Raw genomic sequence first — 16,037 nt, forward strand, 5'->3', positions numbered from 1 at the left:
ACAATTCCCTGTATATTGCAGTTATTTTTATTATTCCCCGGTCCCACCGCTGAGGCTATACCTCTGTTCCGACTTAGCAAAAAGTCGCGGGCGTTTTTTAGTCTAGACTTAACCGGACGATCTGTGACCGGCAATGCTCCGGCAGGAGAGGAATATGTCTCATCACCCCCTTTTTGATGCCAGCCAGCGCCACCATCCCCGTCTGTTTCGCAGTTTTTTCCAGGGCAGCTTCCCCTGCTCCACGGCCTGCCGCACGCCAGGAAAACGGCTCGATATGGTCATCAGCAGCGGGCATGACATGCTGCTGGAAAAGGATTATGCGGCCCTGGCTGAGCAGCATCTGCTGACCGCCCGCGACGGCGCACGCTGGCACCTGATTGAGAAAGTGCCGGGTCACTATGACTGGCAGAGCTTTCTGCCGATGGTTGAGGCGGCGCGGCGTCAGCAGGTAGAGATCATCTGGGAGCTGGCTCACTTTGGCTATCCGGATCATCTTAATATCTGGAAAGCGGAATTTGTTGACCATTTTAGCCGTTTCGCCGGCGCAATGGCGCAGCTGATGCGCGATGAAGGCATTGAAAATCCCTTCTTTACGCCGGTTAACCAAATCTCATTCTGGTCATGGGCCGGGGCGGAGGTGGCCTGGTTCAATCCGCATGCCGCAGGGCGCGGCAAAGAGCTGAAGCGCCAGCTGGTGCGTGCATCTCTGGCGGCGATCCATGCCATCCGGGAGGTCTATCCGGGGGCGCGGTTTGTGCTGACCGACCCGCTGGTGCAGATCGCCCATCATCCCACTAATCCGGACAGCAAACCCTACGCCGATGCCCAGCATCAGGCGCAGTTCGAAGCCTGGGATATGCTGGCCGGTCGCGTGGATAAAGAGCTGGGCGGCAGCGAAGATTGCCTGGATATTCTCGGCCTCAACTACTATCCCGATAACCACTGGTTTTTCCCCGATCAGCCGATGTCGCTGGAGGAGCCGGAGCGGGTGCCGCTGCACATTCTGCTGGCGCAGTGCTGGCAGCGCTTTCAGCGCCCGATGCTGATTGCCGAAACTGGCGCGGAGGGCGAGGCCCGTGCCCCCTGGCTGCAGGAGGTCAGTGAGAACGTGGCGGTGGCACTGGATCAGGGGATTGCCGTAGAGGGCATTTCGCTCTATCCCGTAGTGGAGTATCCCGCGTGGGCGGATGACCGCCGTTCGCCTGGCCCGCTGCTGGGATTAGCGGACCCCAATGGCAACCGTAATCTGCATGAAGCCCTGGCGCTGATACTGCGCAGCCAGCAGATCAGGTTCACGGCACGCGATCAGACGTGCTGAGCGGGTGGCTTTTTGGGGTGGCAGGACTGAACGTCGAGTGAAGGATCGGCAGGATGCCGGACATCGGTCAGCCAGACCATGGTAAACAGGAAGGTAACGCCGATCAGGCAGGCCGCCAGCAGACCGATAATGGCGATCAATTTGTCATCTCTGGATTCCATTGCCCTCTCCTTATTCCCTGCGCTGACGCAGCGGTCTCTGTCAGCTCATCCAGAGCGTAATCATCAGGACGAAGATTATAAGCGTTACCGAGGTCACCGCAAGCACCACTATCGCAAAGTGCGCATCGTCCATGGAGTGGCGAATCGGCTCATCGTGATCATCGGGCGGCAAAGGTAACGACATAACTATCCTGTGAAAAAGCATGGGCCGCCGGGAGTGATGCGGTGCAGAACAGTGTAGATGAAAGGCGGAGTGACGTCTGTTTCTTTCGTCCGGGAAATAAACCCGCCCGTGCCGACGGCACGGGCCGGTCATCAGGCGCCGCGCCAGCGTCTGAAGATCAGTGAGGTGTTGATGCCCCCAAAGGCAAAGTTGTTGCTCTGAATGTAGTCGGTCTCAATCTCACGGGGCGCGCCCATGATGTAATCCAGCTGCCCGGCGTCAGCGGCAGGCTGCGTCAGGTTCAGCGTCGGCGCAAACCACCCTTCCCGCATCATCTCAATGCTCATCCAGGCTTCCAGCGCGCCACAGGCCCCCAGCGTATGGCCGAAATAGGATTTCAGCGATGAGACGGGTGTCGTGTCGCCATAGACCGCCGCCGTGGCGAGACTTTCAGCCATGTCGCCCCGCTCAGTGGCGGTACCGTGCGCATTCACATACCCGATTTCAGCGGCGGTAATCCCGGCGCTTTGCAACGCCCGCTCGATACAGATCTGCATGGTTTCCCGCTGCGGCTGGGTGATGTGCGCCGCGTCGCAGTTGGTATGAAAGCCGGTAAGTTCCGCGTAAATGGTTGCGCCACGTGCCTGCGCATGTTCCAGCGACTCCAGAATGAGCGTTCCGGCGCCTTCACCAATCACCAGACCATCACGCTGCTGGTCAAAAGGTGCCGGCGTGGTGTGGGGCGCATCGTTGCGCTGACTGGTGGCAAACAGGGTGTCAAACACCGCTGCTTCTGACGGGCAGAGCTCCTCTGCCCCGCCAGCGACCATCACCGTCTGATAGCCGTGACGAATCGCCTCCCAGGCGTAGCCAATCGCCTGGCTGCCGGAGGTGCAGGCGCTGGACGTCGGGATCACCCGGCCGCGCAGGCCGAAAAAGAGTCCGGCATTGACGGCGGTGGTGTGTGGCATCATCTGGACGTAGGTGGTGCCGGTAATATTGTTGGTGTGCTTTTCCGTCAGCATGGTGGCGAACTCGCTGACTGGCCCGGTGCTGCCGGTCGACGAGCCGTAGGCGATACCGGTTTCGCCGCTGGTCAGCACCGGATGGTCAATCAGGCCCGCCTGGGTCAGCGCCAGCTCGGTAGCGCGCGTGGCCAGCAGCGACACGCGACCCATCGCGCGGATGCGCTTGCGGGTGTAGTGCGCCGGCAGCGCAAAGTCATCAATCGGTGCACCCAGCAGCGTATGCAGCCCGTCATAGACCTGCCACTCCGGCATAAAGCGCACGGCATTACGACCCGCCCGGATCCGCGCCGAGACTTCAGCCCAGGACTCCCCGAAGGCGGTGACGCCGCCCATGCCCGTCACGACGACACGATGGATCACAGCATGCCTCCATTGATCGAAATGACCTGACGCGTCACGTAGCCCGCGATATCGGACATCAGATAGCTCGCCAGCCCGGCGACCTCTTCCGCCGCCCCCATGCGCTTCATCGGTACGATCTTCATCGCCTCATCGATGACCTGCGGGGCCAGCCCCTCCATCCCGGTGTCGATCAGACCCGGTGCAATGCAGTTAACGGTGATTTTGCGCTTAGCCAGTTCAATCGCCAGCGCTTTGGTGGCACCGATAATGCCCGCTTTCGCCGCGCTGTAGTTGACCTGACCGCGGTTGCCCATCATCCCCGACACCGAGGAGAGCGTGATGATACGCCCCCCGCGTCGCAGCGCGATCATCGGCATCACACAGGGCTGGATCACGTTGTAAAAACTGTCGAGGTTAGTGTGGATCACGCTGTCCCACTCCTCATCCGTCAGCGCCGGGAAAGCGGCATCTCGGGTGATGCCCGCGTTGCTGACCACACCATAGTAGGCACCATGCTGCTCAATGTCAGCCTCCAGCGCGGCGCGGGTGGCGGCGCGATCGGCCACATCAAATCCCAGAACGCGACCGCTGCCGCCTGCGGCGACGATCGCCTCAAGGCACTGCTCAGCGCCAGCCCGATCGCGGTTGAAATGGACGATAACCTGAAAGCCATCCCGGGCGAGACGCAGCGCAATTGCGCGGCCGATGCCTTTACTGGCACCCGTCACCAATACCGAATCTGTCATGGTTGATTTCCTTGTGACATTAATTGCTGTAACTCTGCTTCATTGGGTTGATAAGTATTCAGACGACCGCTGGCCAGCAGCTGCGAGCCGTGGCGAATGTCGCCCTCAAAACTGCCCATGCGGTCGTCGCGCATCAGCAGCGTCATTCTGATATCCAGCGTGGCGCGGGCGGGAAAATGGGGCTGATGCGCCCGCCAGCCGCGTCCGCCGAGCAGCATACCGGGGGGGATCAGGGTGGCACCGCCCTGCTTTGCATGCCAGCCTGACCAGACGCCCACGGTCTGCGCCATCATCTCAACGCCAAACCAGGCGGGCAGTTCACCCTGCGGCGTCAGAAAGGGCGTCAGGACGCCACCGGTGCAGGTCGAGACCTGACAGTGAACCTGATCATCGTCAACGCTAATCAGCTGATCGAGCAGCAGCATGGGTGCGGCGTGGGGCAGCCAGTGCGCGGCGGGAGAATTAAATGTCATCGGGGCGTCCCAGTATCAGACAGGTGTTATTGCCGCCAAAGGCGAATGAATTTGAGGCGATGATCGGCCGGTCCAGCGCCTGCGGCTGTAACAGCAGGCCACAATCCGGCAGCGTCTCATCCTGTGCCGCCGCCCGGAAATCCTGGGCAGGCAGGGCTAGATTCTCCTGCAGGATCAGGGCGCTGAGCGCCGCTTCACAGATACCTGCCGCGCCGAGCGTATGGCCGGTCAGGTGCTTGGTCGAGCTGCACGGCACACGGTTACCAAACAGACGCGCGATAACACCGGCTTCCATCTGGTCGTTGAGCGGCGTCGCCGTGCCATGCAGATTGATATAGCCGACCTGCTGCGGCGACAGCGCCGCCTGCTGCAGCGCCATACACATCGCCCGTTCAGCGCCTTCGCCCTGCGGATGCGGCGCGGACATGTGCCAGGCGTCAGACGATTCGCCTGCGCCCAGCAGCGCCAGCGGCTGCGGTTCACGCGTCAGCAGCATCAGCGCCGCCCCTTCACCGATAGAGATGCCGTCACGATCGCGGCTGAAAGGTGCGCAGCGACGTTCAGAGAGCGAGGCAAGGCTGTCGAATCCGTTAATCGGCATCCGGCTCAGCGAGTCCGCCCCGCCCACCAGCGCCACATCCACCAGACCGGCTGCGATGAGTCGCTCACCGCTGATCACGGCGCGGGCGCTGGAGGAGCAGGCGGTCGAAATGGTATAGGCCGGGCCATTCAGTTGCAGGTAGTGCGCCAGAAATCGGGAAGGATCGCCCAGCTCCTGCATCTGATAGTGATAGTCAGGCTGAGGCGCACCAATCTGGCGATCGCCCTCATCCACACCCGAGGTACTGGTGCCCAGCACGATCGCGACCCGGTCAGCCCCATAGCGCGCCACGGCCGCGTCGAGTGCCGGGCGGATCTGCGCCAGCGCCGCCAGCAGCAGCTGATTATTGCGGGTGTTGTGCGCGCGTAAGGCAGCCGGAACCGGCGGCAGCTCGCCCACAACGCGGCCAAGCCAGCAGCTGCGCTCGCCGCTCAGCCAGCCGTCACAGCGCTGCATACCGGGCGCGATGCCCTGTTGCAGATGGGTGGCAATTTCCCGGTTGTTATTGCCCAGCGCATTCAGCATGCCGAAGGCGGAGAGGTAAATCATGAGGCGTCCAGATGTTGAATGCGGATCTGATAGCCAAACGCATGCTGGCGGATGCTGATCGGCTGGCGCAGAGAGCCGCGTTGCAGGTAATCAATTTCGGTCACCAGCTGGTTATCGGCATCGAACAGCCGGCGCTTTAACCCCTGATCCTCCAGCCGCCAGCCGGACGGCAGCTGTTTCAGCCACACGTCCCGCGGCCAGTAGCTGAGCATGATGTCAGCCAGCACCTGGCTGGCTGGCGGCATCTGCGGCAGCGGCATCAGCTGCTGGGTGTGAATGCCACCGGCATCATAGCGCAGGCTGAACAGGCGAATGCCGACCGAGGAGAGTCCGGCCAGATCGATCTGCTGCTCATCGGCGCTGAGCAGCACCAGCAGCGACTGACTCTGACCTTTGACCTGTCCGGTCAGTAATTGCTGCTGCTGAAAAGCGGGATGGATACCCGGCGGCGGCAGCGTAACCTTTACGCCCGGTTTCAGCCAGGCGGTGGGACGGCTGCTGTCAGGTGCCGGTCCGGCGCAGGCGCTGAGCAGCAGCGCCGTCAGCAGAAGAGAGGCGGCGCGGATCATCGTTTACTCCTTGATCGGGTGGGTCGCATCGCCAGCGGCGACAGCAGGAAAGCGCTGAAAATGCCGCTGCATAAAACAGTGCCAAAACTGGCAATCGCGCTGGTGCTGCTGAAGACCAGCATGCCCAGCGTCAGTAACGTCGTGATCATCGCCAGCGACACCGCCAGCAACGACGTCAGGGGCGTCCCCTGCGGATTGCTGAAAAAGAGCGTGTAGTTAATGCCGATGCCCAGCACCAGAATCAGCGCCAGCAGCGCAAAGAGATTCAGTGACGCGCCGATCCAGCCCAGCGTGGCCAGCGCCACCGCCAGCGACAGCGCCGACGGCAGCGCGCTGCGTAAGCCCGCGCGCAGGCCCAGACGCAGCACAAACGTCAGCGTGATGAACAGCAGCGCCAGCGCCAGCAGGCCGGTCAGCAGGGTGCGCCAGAAACTGAACAGCCTGTCGTAACCCGCCTTGCGGTCAATCCAGCTGACGCCGCTATGCTGCGCCGCGAGCGCCGCCAGGGCGGTGCTGTTTCTGACGCCGCTGGTGGGGATCAGTACGCCGCTGCGGCCATCCGGCAGCGTCAGCCACAGCAGTCGCCACCCCTCACTCAGCGGACTGGCCAGCCACACCGCGGGCGTCACCGGCATCGGGGAGAGATCCGGCGCAGCCAGGGCAATCCCCGCCTGCTGCAGGCGGCTCGTCACGGTGGGCACGGCCTGTTGCAACAGCTGGCGATCCTGCTGCTGCTGCGCCAGCGATCGCAGCGGCAGCAGACGATAGCCCTGCAGCCAGCCCTGCTGCTCTGCCCTGCGAAGATCCGGTGCCAGTTTTTCCAGCCGTTGCAGGGTCTGCTGCGCGTCATCGCCCCAGACCACAAACCAGGTCTGATCGGCTCGCTGCCCCGTCAGGGCAGCCAGCTGGCGATCCTGTGCCAGCAGCGAGGCCGGCGCACTCTGCAGATGGGCGATATCATCATCCACATTCAGCCGGGCGATACCGGTGGCGGCGAAAATCGCCAGCGCCAGCGGTAAGCCGACGCGCAGCCCGCGCTGCCGTCGCCAGGCGGCGAGCCAGCGAGCCAGCGGCACCATCAGCGGCACCGGACGCACCGGCAGACCGCGCACCAGCCATGGATAGATCAGAATCACCGTCAGGCAGGAGGCCGTTAAGCCGCTGGCGGCAAACACCGCCAGCTGACGCAGTCCGGGGAACGGAGCCAGCAGCATCAGCAGCCAGGCGATCGCCGTGGTGCCCAGCGCCAGCAGCAGCGTGCCGCGCACTTTACGCAGACTCTCCCACGGCGTCTGCTGATCGCCGTGAACCATCCGCTCGGTGAGATAATAGAGGGTGTAGTCGGCGGAGATGCCGACAATGCTCAGGCTCATCACCAGCGTCATCAGATGCAGTTCCCCGAAGCAGAGCAGCGTCACCACCGTGCCGGTCATGGCTCCCACCGCTACGGAGGTCACCGCGAGCAGCAGTGGTCGGAGTGAGCGGAAGACCAGCAGCACCAGCAGGATAACGCCCCCCAGCGTCACGCTGCCCAGCGTTCTGACATCATGCTGCGCCCGCTGGCTGGCGTTGTCGCTGAACAGCACCGTGCCGCGCGTCAGCAGTTTCGCCTGCGGCCAGCGGGCTTTCAGCTGCTGCTCCAGCGCGCTGAGCCGCGTCACCAGCGCATGACTTTGCTGCATACTGAAAGCGTTACTGGCCAGTTCAGCGTGCAGGAAATACCACTGCCGTCCCTGCGCATCGCGCACCGTCAGCCAGCCGTTGTGCAGCGTCAGACGTCCGGCATTCTGCGCCAGCGCCAGCTGCGCCCCCCGCACCAGCATCAGCGGATCGCCCTGCAGCTCTTTGCTGCTGACACCCGAAAATGCCGAGAAGAGCTGCGCCAGCAGCCACTCCGCCTGCGCCCCGCCGCCATTCTGCAAGCGGCTGCGCGTCGCCTCGTCGATCAGGCCATTACGGTGTTGCCAGGCAAACCGGCCCCACGCCTCCTGCTGCCCGGCATCGAGATCGCCCTGCACCTGCCTGAGATCAGGCAGCGCGCGCAGCTGCGCCTGCCACCAGGCCGCGATGCCGGGATCGTCCTCTTCACCGGGTGAAACCAGCCACACCAGCTGGCGATCCAGCCGCTGCATAAAGGCCTGCTGCAGCGCGGGCGGCGCAGCCCCCAGATTCTGCTGCGGCAGTAGTGCCAGTACGCTGCTGTTGAGCTGGCTGCGCGGCAGCAGAAAAGAGAGCGCCGCCGCCAGCAGCAGGCAAATGGCGAGCCAGAGGATGGCAAGCCGTCGATCGTTACGGCCCGGCAAAACGCGCCTGCTCCTCGTCGCTCAGCTGCGGCGGTTCAGTACGGGTATTGCTGAGCTGAATCAGCGTTTTATCACCCTGCTTATCGTCCAGCCGGATGCTGTCCAGAAACGCATTGCCCGCCAGCGAGATACGGTTAAAGATTCTGTTAAGCGGCGCCGCTTTCGGGGTCAGCTCCAGCGCCCAGGCACCGTTGCCGCGATCGCTGAAGGCCACTGTGAAGTTCTGATTCAGCACCCTTTGATCAGCCTGGAACAGCGCCCGCAGCAGATGGTTGAACTGGAACATCTGCGGGTTACTGTCGGCAGTGATCACCTGCGGCTTCTGCCCGCTCAGGCTCTGCACCATGCGCTTATCATCCAGCAGCAGCGTCATCAAAAAGGGGGTCTGCTGATGCCACCACAGTCCCTGCTGACGCGCAATCAGCATCTGCCCGTGCGACACCAGCGGCTGGCGCATCCCGGCAATGGTGCGCGTCTGGGTAAAGTCTGCCCGGATCACCGGCTGGCTGGCAAAACGCTGCTGCAGCTGATCCAGCGTGACCGCGCTGGCGGCACTGGCCCATAGCAGCAGGCCGGTTAGCATGATTTTCAGCATCCTTTCACTCCTAAACGTTCCAGTAAGATATCGGGTGAAACAAAGCACATGGCCTGACTCTCCTGCTCCACCGCCACCTGCAGGGTGTGTGCCTTAGTGGTGATCTGACCGGCGGCGTTTCGCACCTCATAGTCGATGCGCAGGCGGTTCTCAAACTCCGTGATCCGGGCGCTGACGCGAATCGTCTCTTCACAGCGCAGCGGATGACGGTATTTGACCCGGGTGTCGACCACCGGCCAGACGTAGCCGCTGGCCGCCATTTCGGCATAGCTGTAGTTGATGCTGCGCAGCAGGGCTTCGCGCGCGACTTCAAAGAAGCGGAAGTAGTTACCGTGCCAGACCACCCCCATGGGATCGCAGTCGTGAAACGAGACGGTCAGGACGACGTCAGCCTGATGTTCAGTCATGGTCAGACTCCTTGTGGTGCGCCTGCGGATCAGGCAGCGTCCAGAAATCGAAAAAGTTAAACCAGTCGAGCGGTGCCAGCAGCGCGTAATGGGCCAGCCGCGCCGCATAGCGATCCACCGCCTCCTGCAGCGCCTGCTGACGTTGCGCACGCGGCAACAGCAGCGGATCGGCGAAGCGCTCACAGTGAATGCGCAGTTTACCCTGTTGCTGCAGGGCAAACATCAGCAGCACCGGACAGCGCAGCGCGGCCGCCAGCACAAAGGGCCCCTGCGGAAAGGGGGCGGGACGGCCGAGAAAGTCGCTCCAGATCACCCGTCGCTCGCCGCCACGCTGCGGATTGACCGCTGTGCGATCCCCGACGATCGCGACCCATTCGCCCGCATCCAGTTTCTGTTGCAGCAGGATCGCCGTCTCCGGCCCGATGTCGCTGACCGGCATCAGATTCACTCCGGCCTGCGGGGCAATGGTCTCCAGCACCGCGCGGAAACGGCGGGCGTTGTCGGTAAAGACCAGCGCGTTAATCACCAGACCGCTGACCTGCTGCGCCATGGCGCGGCAGGCTTCGATATCCCCCAGGTGTGAGGCCAGAATCAGCTTCCCCTGCGGTGCGGGCGTGCGGATCACCGCTTCCGCACCCGGGGCAAAATCGATATCACGCCCCCAGCGCAGATCGCCACGCCAGCTGGCCACTTTATCCAGCATCGCGCCGCCAAACCGCAGGAAATGGTGATAGCTGTTAAGCCGGGCCGGCAGTGCAATCTGCCGCTGCTGCGCGGCGCGGCTGACCTGTGCCAGCCACTGCCGGGAGGCGCTGCGCGCACGCTGGCCACTCAGCCAGTAAACCGCCACCACCGGCCAGAGCAGCAGAGTAAAAGGCAGGCGTCCACCGTAGCGATAGACGGCCAGCATAAAGCGCAATCCCCACTGCCCGCGCCGTTCCGTTTCCACAGACCAGTGCGTCTGTGGTCTGCGCATCGCCAGCAGGCGGGGGATGCGCGGCAGCATGCCGAAAAAGAGCCGGGTGTGCATCCAGGAGATGCGCAGGTTGTCATAGAGGGCATCGAAGTGCGACAGCCCGCTGACCGGATAGGTGACGCGGGTCGGGATAAAGCGACTGCGGGTGCCCTGCCAGTAGAGCCGCACCATGATTTCAGTGTCGAAATCCATGCGCTGTCCGACAGGCCGGCGGTCGCACAGTGCCAGCGTGGCGGCCAGCGGATAGACGCGGAAGCCGCACATGCTGTCGCGGATCGACAGCGACAGCGTCTCAATCCAGACCCAGAAATGGGTAATGTAGCGGCCATACAGGCGCGATTTGGGGATGGAGTCATCGTAGAGCGGCTGACCGGAGATCAGCGCATCGGGATAACGCGCCGCTTCCGCCAGCATTAACGGCAGATCTTCCGCCTGATGCTGACCGTCCGCGTCGAGCTGAACCGCGTGGGTGAAACCGCGCGCCGCCGCGGCCCGCAGGCCGTGGATCACCGCCGCCCCTTTGCCCTGATTGGTGTCGAGCCTTAGCAGGCTGAGCTGCGGGGCGTGCAGCGTCGCCAGCTGCAGCTGGGTCGCCGCATCGCTGCCATCATCCACCACGATGATCGGCAGGTTAAAGGGTGCCAGCCGCGCCAGCACCGACGCCATCATCGCGCCGTGGTTGTAGCAGGGGATCACGACGCAGGGTGAGAACGCAGTCGTTAACACAGCGCGATCTTCCCGCTGCTGGCACTCTGCTCGCCCGCTTCACTCAGCAGGCTGTAGCGAAAACTCAGGCGCGATTTTTCGGCGTGCCACTCAAGGTGCAGCTGCAGCAGCGCGCCGGGGGGCACTGGCTGCTGAAATTTAATGTTATCGATGGCCGCAAACTGCCTGCCGGGAGCAAGCAGCAGCAGACCATAGTGCATCACCCAATCCAGCTGTGCCACGCCGGGCAGAATGGGCAGGGTCGGGAAGTGACCCTGAAACCAGAACAGTTCCGGCTCTACCTCTAACGTCAGCGTGACGCTGTTCGCCTGTAACGTTCGGCTGCGTTCAATCGGCAACATGAAAAAGTTCCTCTATTTGCGGCCAGGCGCGTTTGCTCTGGGCGGTGACCGGAATGGTGGCCACAACCCGCCAGTAGCGTGGCATGGCCAGCGGCTCCAGCCAGCGTTGCAACTGCTGTTTCCACTGCTGACGGCGCTGATGCAGCGCCGCCTCATCCAGCGGTCGGGTGGGCGAAAGCACGACGCCTATCGCCTGCCGTTCATGGCGGGTCACCACCAGCGCCACGGCATCCTCTATCTCCGGCAGATCCCGCAGACGGCGCTCAATCTCACTGAGTGAGATGCGCTTGTCCGCGATTTTAACAATACGGTCATGGCGGCCTGCCAGCTGAAAACCGCCGTCCGGCTGTTTGTGCAGGCGATCGTCCAGCGGGATGCCGTCCGCTGCGGCAATCAGCGGCGACCAGACCTGCCAGCGATCGGGACTCACCTCCTCCAGCCGGACGCCGGGGAAACAGCGCCACGCCTCCCCGGGCCGCGCCCACTGACGCCAGGCCAGGGTGCCGGTTTCGGTGCTGCCATAGATCTCACTGACCCGACAGCCAAAGCGCTGCCAGACCTGCTCAGCATCCGATGCGCGCAGCGCGCCACCGGCGGAGACAATCAGTTCACAGGCGGGCGTCTGCAGCGACCTGTCCAGCCGCGATAAAAAAGCGGGACTGCTGATAAAGGCATAGCGCCAGTGGCGCGGAAGCTGAGCCAGCTGTTCGCCATAAAACAGCGGCTGGGCGGCGAACGGGCGCGCCAGCGTCATCGGCAGGAAGATCCGGAACGATAAACCGTACAGGTGCTGATGGCTGACCGAAGCAATCACCCGGCACGCCCGAAGCTGTTCACCCCACAGGGCGCAGAGCCAGCGGCTCTCCTGCTCCATCACCGCCAGGGACTTTACCACCTGACGTGGCGTGCCGGTTGAACCCGATGTGAACAGCACCAGCTCAGCCCTCTCCGGCAGCGGCGGCAGCGCGCCCTGCGCTTCGGCCTCATCCCACGCCAGCCGTGGCAGGCTGACCGCCAGCGGCATGTCGCACAGCACGCCATCCAGCCGATCCTGCATCTCATCGAGCAGTGCGGCGCGGGTATGACCCGGCATCACCGGCGTTTTGCCGGCATACCAGCTCGCCAGCAGCGCCACGCAGAAGCGGTAGCTGTCGTCAAAACAGAGCGCCCAGTGTGTGCCCGCCTCTGCCGCTAAGCGCTGGCTGAGCGCCAGCACCTGACGGCGCATGGTGCTGAGCATCAGCGTCTGATCGCCCCGCCAGGCGACTTCGCGATCGGCGCCCGTCAGCCAGTCGGCCACCCTCATGCTTTGCGCCTCACGCGCTGACGGACGCACCACTCCGCGCCCATCAGCGCGGCGATAAGCAGATAGCTGATCGCGCCGTTCCACAATGTCCAGAGTCGCAGATTCCCCAGCAGGCAGGTGAAGAGCGCCATGCTGCCATTGCCGATAAAGAACAGGCACCAGATTTGGGTGACGCGGCGGGTGTAGCGGACCGCAGCAGGCGGAAGCACGGGTTCACGCAGTCGGGCGATACGTTCCACCAGCGGCATCGCGCTCCAGAGCGAGGCGCCAAACAGCAGCAGCATCGCCAGATTCACCGCCACCGGATACCACAGCAGCAGATGCTGCGAGCGGAGCAGCTGACTGCTGATACAGAGCAGCGCGCCGAGCAGGGCCAGCCAGCCCATCACAGCCCCCATGGTCGTATGCTGACGACGCAGCTGCAGCCAGCGCAGCCCAAACAGCAGCGCCAGCAGCCAGAAAAGTCCCTGCCAGCGTGGCTGGGTGAGCGCCAGCCAGACCAGCAATGGCCAGGCCAGCAGCGTCAGCAGATTGAGCAGGCGAAGAGTGGCAGCAGGCACGGCGGGATCAGGCGTCTTCGCGCATCAGTTGTTCGACCGCATCGACCACGTCCTGCACGGTTCGCACCGCGCGGAAGGTTTCCGGTTTGATTTTACGACCGGTGCGTTTCTGCAGGTGAACCACCATATCGACGGCATCGATGCTGTCGAGTTCAAGATCTTCATACAGGCGGGCCTCAGGATGGATATCCTCCGGCGCAATTTCAAACAGGCTGGTCAGCAGGGCCGACACTTCCTGATAAATCTCTTCTTTGTTCATCATAAAATGGTCTCCGCGTTCAGCTGCGCTGTTGGTTGACGAACGCTGCCAGCGTCGCAACAGAGAAGAAGTGGGCACGCAGGGTTTCACTCTCCGCAGAGAGCGTCACGCCGTAGCGATTTTTCACCGCCAGGCCAAGCTCCAGCGCGTCAATTGAGTCCAGGCCGAGGCCGTCGCCAAACAGCGCATCTTCGGTCTCAATATCCTCGGGGCTGAGATCTTCAAGGTTCAGCGTGTCGATAATCATCTGTTTGATATCGTTGATTAATACATCCATACCGGTTTTCGTCTTACCTGTTCTGGGGGACCAGCGCCTGTTGTAAATGGCGGGTCAGGCGACGCGCGGCCAGCGGCTGCGCATCGGGATTGCTTTCACAAAACGACTGACTGTCGATTCGCGGTTGTACACGCACAGTAAACAGCGGTTTAACTGGCGGAATCTGATACCAGCGGCTCTGCTTATCGAGCATGCGCTGGCTGCAGGTGATGTGGACGACGCGCAGATCGCAGCCGGCGCGCACGGCGATATTGGCGGCGCCCCGCTGCAGGGAGAGCGGCTGACCGTAGCGGGTGCGGGTGCCTTCCGGAAAGATCAGAATATTGTCGCCGCGCGCCAGGCGCTGCTGACTGTCGGGCAGCAGCGTCTCCGCTTCACTGTTGATCAGGTAGTCGGCCGCGCGGATCACCCCACGCATAAAAGGATTCTTCTGCAGATCGGCCTTCACCAGACAATCCATCTCCGGCAGCACCGAGGCGATCATCACGTAATCGATCAGCGAGGGATGGTTGGCCACGATCAGGCAGCCGCGATCCTGCTGCAGCAACTCAGCGCCTTCGATGCGGTAGTCGTAGACCCCGGTCAGCCGGCAGAACCGCAGAAAGCAGCGGAAGCTGAACGCGATAGCGCGTCGGGCCAGCAGACGGCGGCGCAGCGAATCACGCTGCACCAGCAGCAGCAGATTGAAGCCCACCAGCGACAGCAGCAGTCCACCCAGGCCAAACAGCGTGAAACTCAGCGCGGTCATCACCAGACGCCAGCAGTAGTTCAGGCGGCTGCCCGCGCAGAGTGCCGGTTGTGAACAGTCAGCCATGTTCTCTCTCCCAGTGCCATGTCAGGCGTTCACCCGGCAGGCTGAACGCGGGCGACGCCGCCAGCCACTGCTGCAGAAAACGCAGGCTCTGCGGCCACAGCGGCGCGTGGGTCTGCGCCGGTTCAGGGCGACCGCTGCAGCGCAATGCCTCGCCTTTACCCAGCAGCAGCGCCACCGCATAAGGCACTTTCATGCCCTGCTCCGGCAGCCAGTGTTGATAATAATCGGGCACGCAGCCGTCGAAATCGACCAGCAGCACCTGCTGATAACCCGCCTGATGCAGGGCGCTGACTTCAATCAATCCCTGCTGGAAAGAGTCGATGCCGGCGGCGATGGAGGTGGAGACCAGCGGCGCTTTGGCCGCAATAGTCAGGCTGCCCACCGCCGAGTTGTGAACCGACATGGCAAAATCAGTGGGTGACATCATCTGCTGATCGGCCAGCGTGGTGAGGATGCGCAGATTACGCTCCAGTTCGCCGTGACGGCTGGTGAAGACGATCGCGTCCACCCGCTGCCGGGCCAGCAGTGCCAGCCCGCACTCAACCGCCGCACGACTGCCGCCGCTCAGACGACGCGCGGTCATCATCGGTAAAAACTGCGGTTTCGCCATCTCTCCTGCGGGATCGATAGCGGTGCCCTGTCGCGCCCAGTCCTGCCAGGCCTCGTGCCCCTGTAATCCTGGAGCCAGGGCCTGCCAGTCGAGCAGTGAGTAAGCGAGTCTCATCTCAACATTCTTTCGTCAAACGTGTGGTGTCAGCAATTATCAGGACGTTACGCCTGCCCGGTGCAAAAAAATGCATTGCTGAACGCCTCTGCCGATCGCGCCACGGGCGTTCACGGTAGAGGTTTATGCTGAGGTTCAGCAATAGCAGCTCATCTGATTTGTCGGCCGGGTGGAGCCAATCTTTATACTCAGGTCCTCTGACGGGACGTTATTGCGACGGGAGACGCCTTATTGCGCCGCCAGCGCCGACAGGCGCAACTGAATGTCCTGATCCAGATTGGCGATCCAGCGGTTGTAGTTACTGTGGATCTGCCCCTGCCCTGCTTTCAGGTTTTCACTGCTGACATAATCGATGCGGTAGTTCTGGCTGGTGTAGGTGATGCGAATGGTCGCCGCGAAACCACGCTGGGCCAGGCGGCCAGTGATCACGCCTGGCGAAACGGGGGTCATCACCCATTTACGGCCAATGCCGGCTTCAATGATCGCCGTTTTCATCTGGTTATCGCTGTAGCGTTGCGTCAGGCTCTGATTCACATTATGAATCGGTGCGGTGCGGGCACAACCGGTCAATAACGCAGCAACCACGGCCAGCGTGAAAATCGTCTTCTTATTCATCAGGAATCCCTTCTTTTATGATATTTATCAGTAATATAAACGGATAATTCGCCGTGCGCAGCCTGCGCTTTTCCGTCTGGCTGGTGTAAAACCCGCGCATGATACCATCGAATGTAAAGACAGGTAAGCAGAAGTATGCATGGCTTTATAGCGGATATTCGGGGGATTGCGGCGGAGGAAACAG

Annotated in this window: 20 protein-coding genes; 1 reads left to right on the plus strand and 19 read right to left on the minus strand. The window is 62.5% G+C overall.

The window, feature by feature from the left end; translation table 11 throughout:
• Window positions 1–154 precede the first annotated feature (154 nt).
• Window positions 155–1,318: a hypothetical protein gene (locus S7A_RS12130; RefSeq protein WP_009090918.1), complete on the plus strand. Its 1,164-nt coding sequence runs from the start codon at window positions 155–157 to the stop codon at window positions 1,316–1,318.
• Here S7A_RS12130 and S7A_RS21520 read toward each other — a convergent pair.
• The 19 genes from S7A_RS21520 to S7A_RS12215 all read right to left on the minus strand — a co-directional run bounded on the left by S7A_RS21520 (window position 1,306) and on the right by S7A_RS12215 (window position 15,853).
• Window positions 1,306–1,479, minus strand: coding sequence for a hypothetical protein (locus S7A_RS21520; protein ID WP_009090919.1), 174 nt, complete (start codon window positions 1,477–1,479; stop codon window positions 1,306–1,308). The genes S7A_RS12130 and S7A_RS21520 overlap by 13 nt on opposite strands.
• Before the next feature lie 40 nt (window positions 1,480–1,519).
• The gene (locus tag S7A_RS21525; protein ID WP_009090920.1) at window positions 1,520–1,663 is read right to left on the minus strand and encodes a hypothetical protein; all 144 of its coding nucleotides are present in this window, start codon (window positions 1,661–1,663) and stop codon (window positions 1,520–1,522) included.
• Window positions 1,664–1,794: 131 nt separating this feature from the next.
• Window positions 1,795–3,030 (minus strand): beta-ketoacyl-ACP synthase, encoded by a 1,236-nt coding sequence (locus S7A_RS12135; RefSeq protein WP_009090922.1) that lies wholly within the window; start codon window positions 3,028–3,030, stop codon window positions 1,795–1,797.
• On the minus strand, window positions 3,027–3,758 hold the full coding sequence (locus S7A_RS12140) for a 3-ketoacyl-ACP reductase FabG2 (RefSeq protein ID WP_009090924.1): 732 nt from the start codon (window positions 3,756–3,758) through the stop codon (window positions 3,027–3,029). The genes S7A_RS12135 and S7A_RS12140 overlap by 4 nt, the downstream gene beginning before the upstream one ends.
• Complete coding sequence (locus S7A_RS12145) at window positions 3,755–4,231, minus strand: hotdog family protein (protein ID WP_009090925.1); 477 nt, start codon at window positions 4,229–4,231, stop codon at window positions 3,755–3,757. Before S7A_RS12145 ends, S7A_RS12140 begins: the two co-directional genes overlap by 4 nt.
• Window positions 4,221–5,381 (minus strand): beta-ketoacyl-[acyl-carrier-protein] synthase family protein, encoded by a 1,161-nt coding sequence (locus tag S7A_RS12150; protein ID WP_009090927.1) that lies wholly within the window; start codon window positions 5,379–5,381, stop codon window positions 4,221–4,223. Before S7A_RS12150 ends, S7A_RS12145 begins: the two co-directional genes overlap by 11 nt.
• Window positions 5,378–5,950 carry a DUF3261 domain-containing protein gene (locus S7A_RS12155; protein ID WP_009090929.1) on the minus strand — a complete coding sequence of 191 codons (573 nt, stop codon included), beginning with the start codon at window positions 5,948–5,950 and terminating at the stop codon, window positions 5,378–5,380. Before S7A_RS12155 ends, S7A_RS12150 begins: the two co-directional genes overlap by 4 nt.
• The gene (locus tag S7A_RS12160) at window positions 5,947–8,253 is read right to left on the minus strand and encodes an MMPL family transporter (protein ID WP_009090930.1); all 2,307 of its coding nucleotides are present in this window, start codon (window positions 8,251–8,253) and stop codon (window positions 5,947–5,949) included. Before S7A_RS12160 ends, S7A_RS12155 begins: the two co-directional genes overlap by 4 nt.
• Window positions 8,240–8,848, minus strand: coding sequence for an outer membrane lipoprotein carrier protein LolA (locus S7A_RS12165; protein WP_009090932.1), 609 nt, complete (start codon window positions 8,846–8,848; stop codon window positions 8,240–8,242). The genes S7A_RS12160 and S7A_RS12165 overlap by 14 nt, the downstream gene beginning before the upstream one ends.
• Complete coding sequence (locus tag S7A_RS12170; protein WP_009090934.1) at window positions 8,842–9,255, minus strand: thioesterase family protein; 414 nt, start codon at window positions 9,253–9,255, stop codon at window positions 8,842–8,844. Before S7A_RS12170 ends, S7A_RS12165 begins: the two co-directional genes overlap by 7 nt.
• Window positions 9,248–10,957, minus strand: a complete 1,710-nt coding sequence (locus S7A_RS12175; RefSeq protein ID WP_009090936.1) for a glycosyltransferase — start codon at window positions 10,955–10,957, stop codon at window positions 9,248–9,250. The genes S7A_RS12170 and S7A_RS12175 overlap by 8 nt, the downstream gene beginning before the upstream one ends.
• A complete protein-coding gene (locus S7A_RS12180; protein ID WP_009090938.1) occupies window positions 10,951–11,298 on the minus strand; it encodes a 3-hydroxyacyl-ACP dehydratase FabZ family protein in 348 nt (115 codons plus the stop codon). Before S7A_RS12180 ends, S7A_RS12175 begins: the two co-directional genes overlap by 7 nt.
• Window positions 11,285–12,604, minus strand: a complete 1,320-nt coding sequence (locus S7A_RS12185) for an AMP-binding protein (protein ID WP_009090940.1) — start codon at window positions 12,602–12,604, stop codon at window positions 11,285–11,287. Before S7A_RS12185 ends, S7A_RS12180 begins: the two co-directional genes overlap by 14 nt.
• Window positions 12,601–13,164, minus strand: a complete 564-nt coding sequence (locus S7A_RS12190) for a hypothetical protein (RefSeq protein WP_009090942.1) — start codon at window positions 13,162–13,164, stop codon at window positions 12,601–12,603. Before S7A_RS12190 ends, S7A_RS12185 begins: the two co-directional genes overlap by 4 nt.
• 7 nt (window positions 13,165–13,171) lie before the next feature.
• Window positions 13,172–13,426 carry an acyl carrier protein gene (locus S7A_RS12195; RefSeq protein WP_009090944.1) on the minus strand — a complete coding sequence of 85 codons (255 nt, stop codon included), beginning with the start codon at window positions 13,424–13,426 and terminating at the stop codon, window positions 13,172–13,174.
• Window positions 13,427–13,442: 16 nt separating this feature from the next.
• The gene (locus S7A_RS12200; RefSeq protein ID WP_009090946.1) at window positions 13,443–13,700 is read right to left on the minus strand and encodes a phosphopantetheine-binding protein; all 258 of its coding nucleotides are present in this window, start codon (window positions 13,698–13,700) and stop codon (window positions 13,443–13,445) included.
• Window positions 13,701–13,713: 13 nt separating this feature from the next.
• The gene (locus S7A_RS12205) at window positions 13,714–14,514 is read right to left on the minus strand and encodes a 1-acyl-sn-glycerol-3-phosphate acyltransferase (RefSeq protein ID WP_009090948.1); all 801 of its coding nucleotides are present in this window, start codon (window positions 14,512–14,514) and stop codon (window positions 13,714–13,716) included.
• A complete protein-coding gene (locus S7A_RS12210) occupies window positions 14,507–15,238 on the minus strand; it encodes a beta-ketoacyl synthase chain length factor (RefSeq protein ID WP_009090949.1) in 732 nt (243 codons plus the stop codon). The genes S7A_RS12205 and S7A_RS12210 overlap by 8 nt, the downstream gene beginning before the upstream one ends.
• 228 nt (window positions 15,239–15,466) lie before the next feature.
• Entirely contained in the window at window positions 15,467–15,853 is a 387-nt protein-coding gene (locus tag S7A_RS12215) for a hypothetical protein (RefSeq protein ID WP_009090952.1), read from the minus strand.
• Window positions 15,854–16,037: the final 184 nt, after the last annotated feature.

Source organism: Pantoea sp. Sc1 (genome assembly GCF_000255315.1).
Lineage (GTDB): Bacteria > Pseudomonadota > Gammaproteobacteria > Enterobacterales > Enterobacteriaceae > Pantoea > Pantoea anthophila.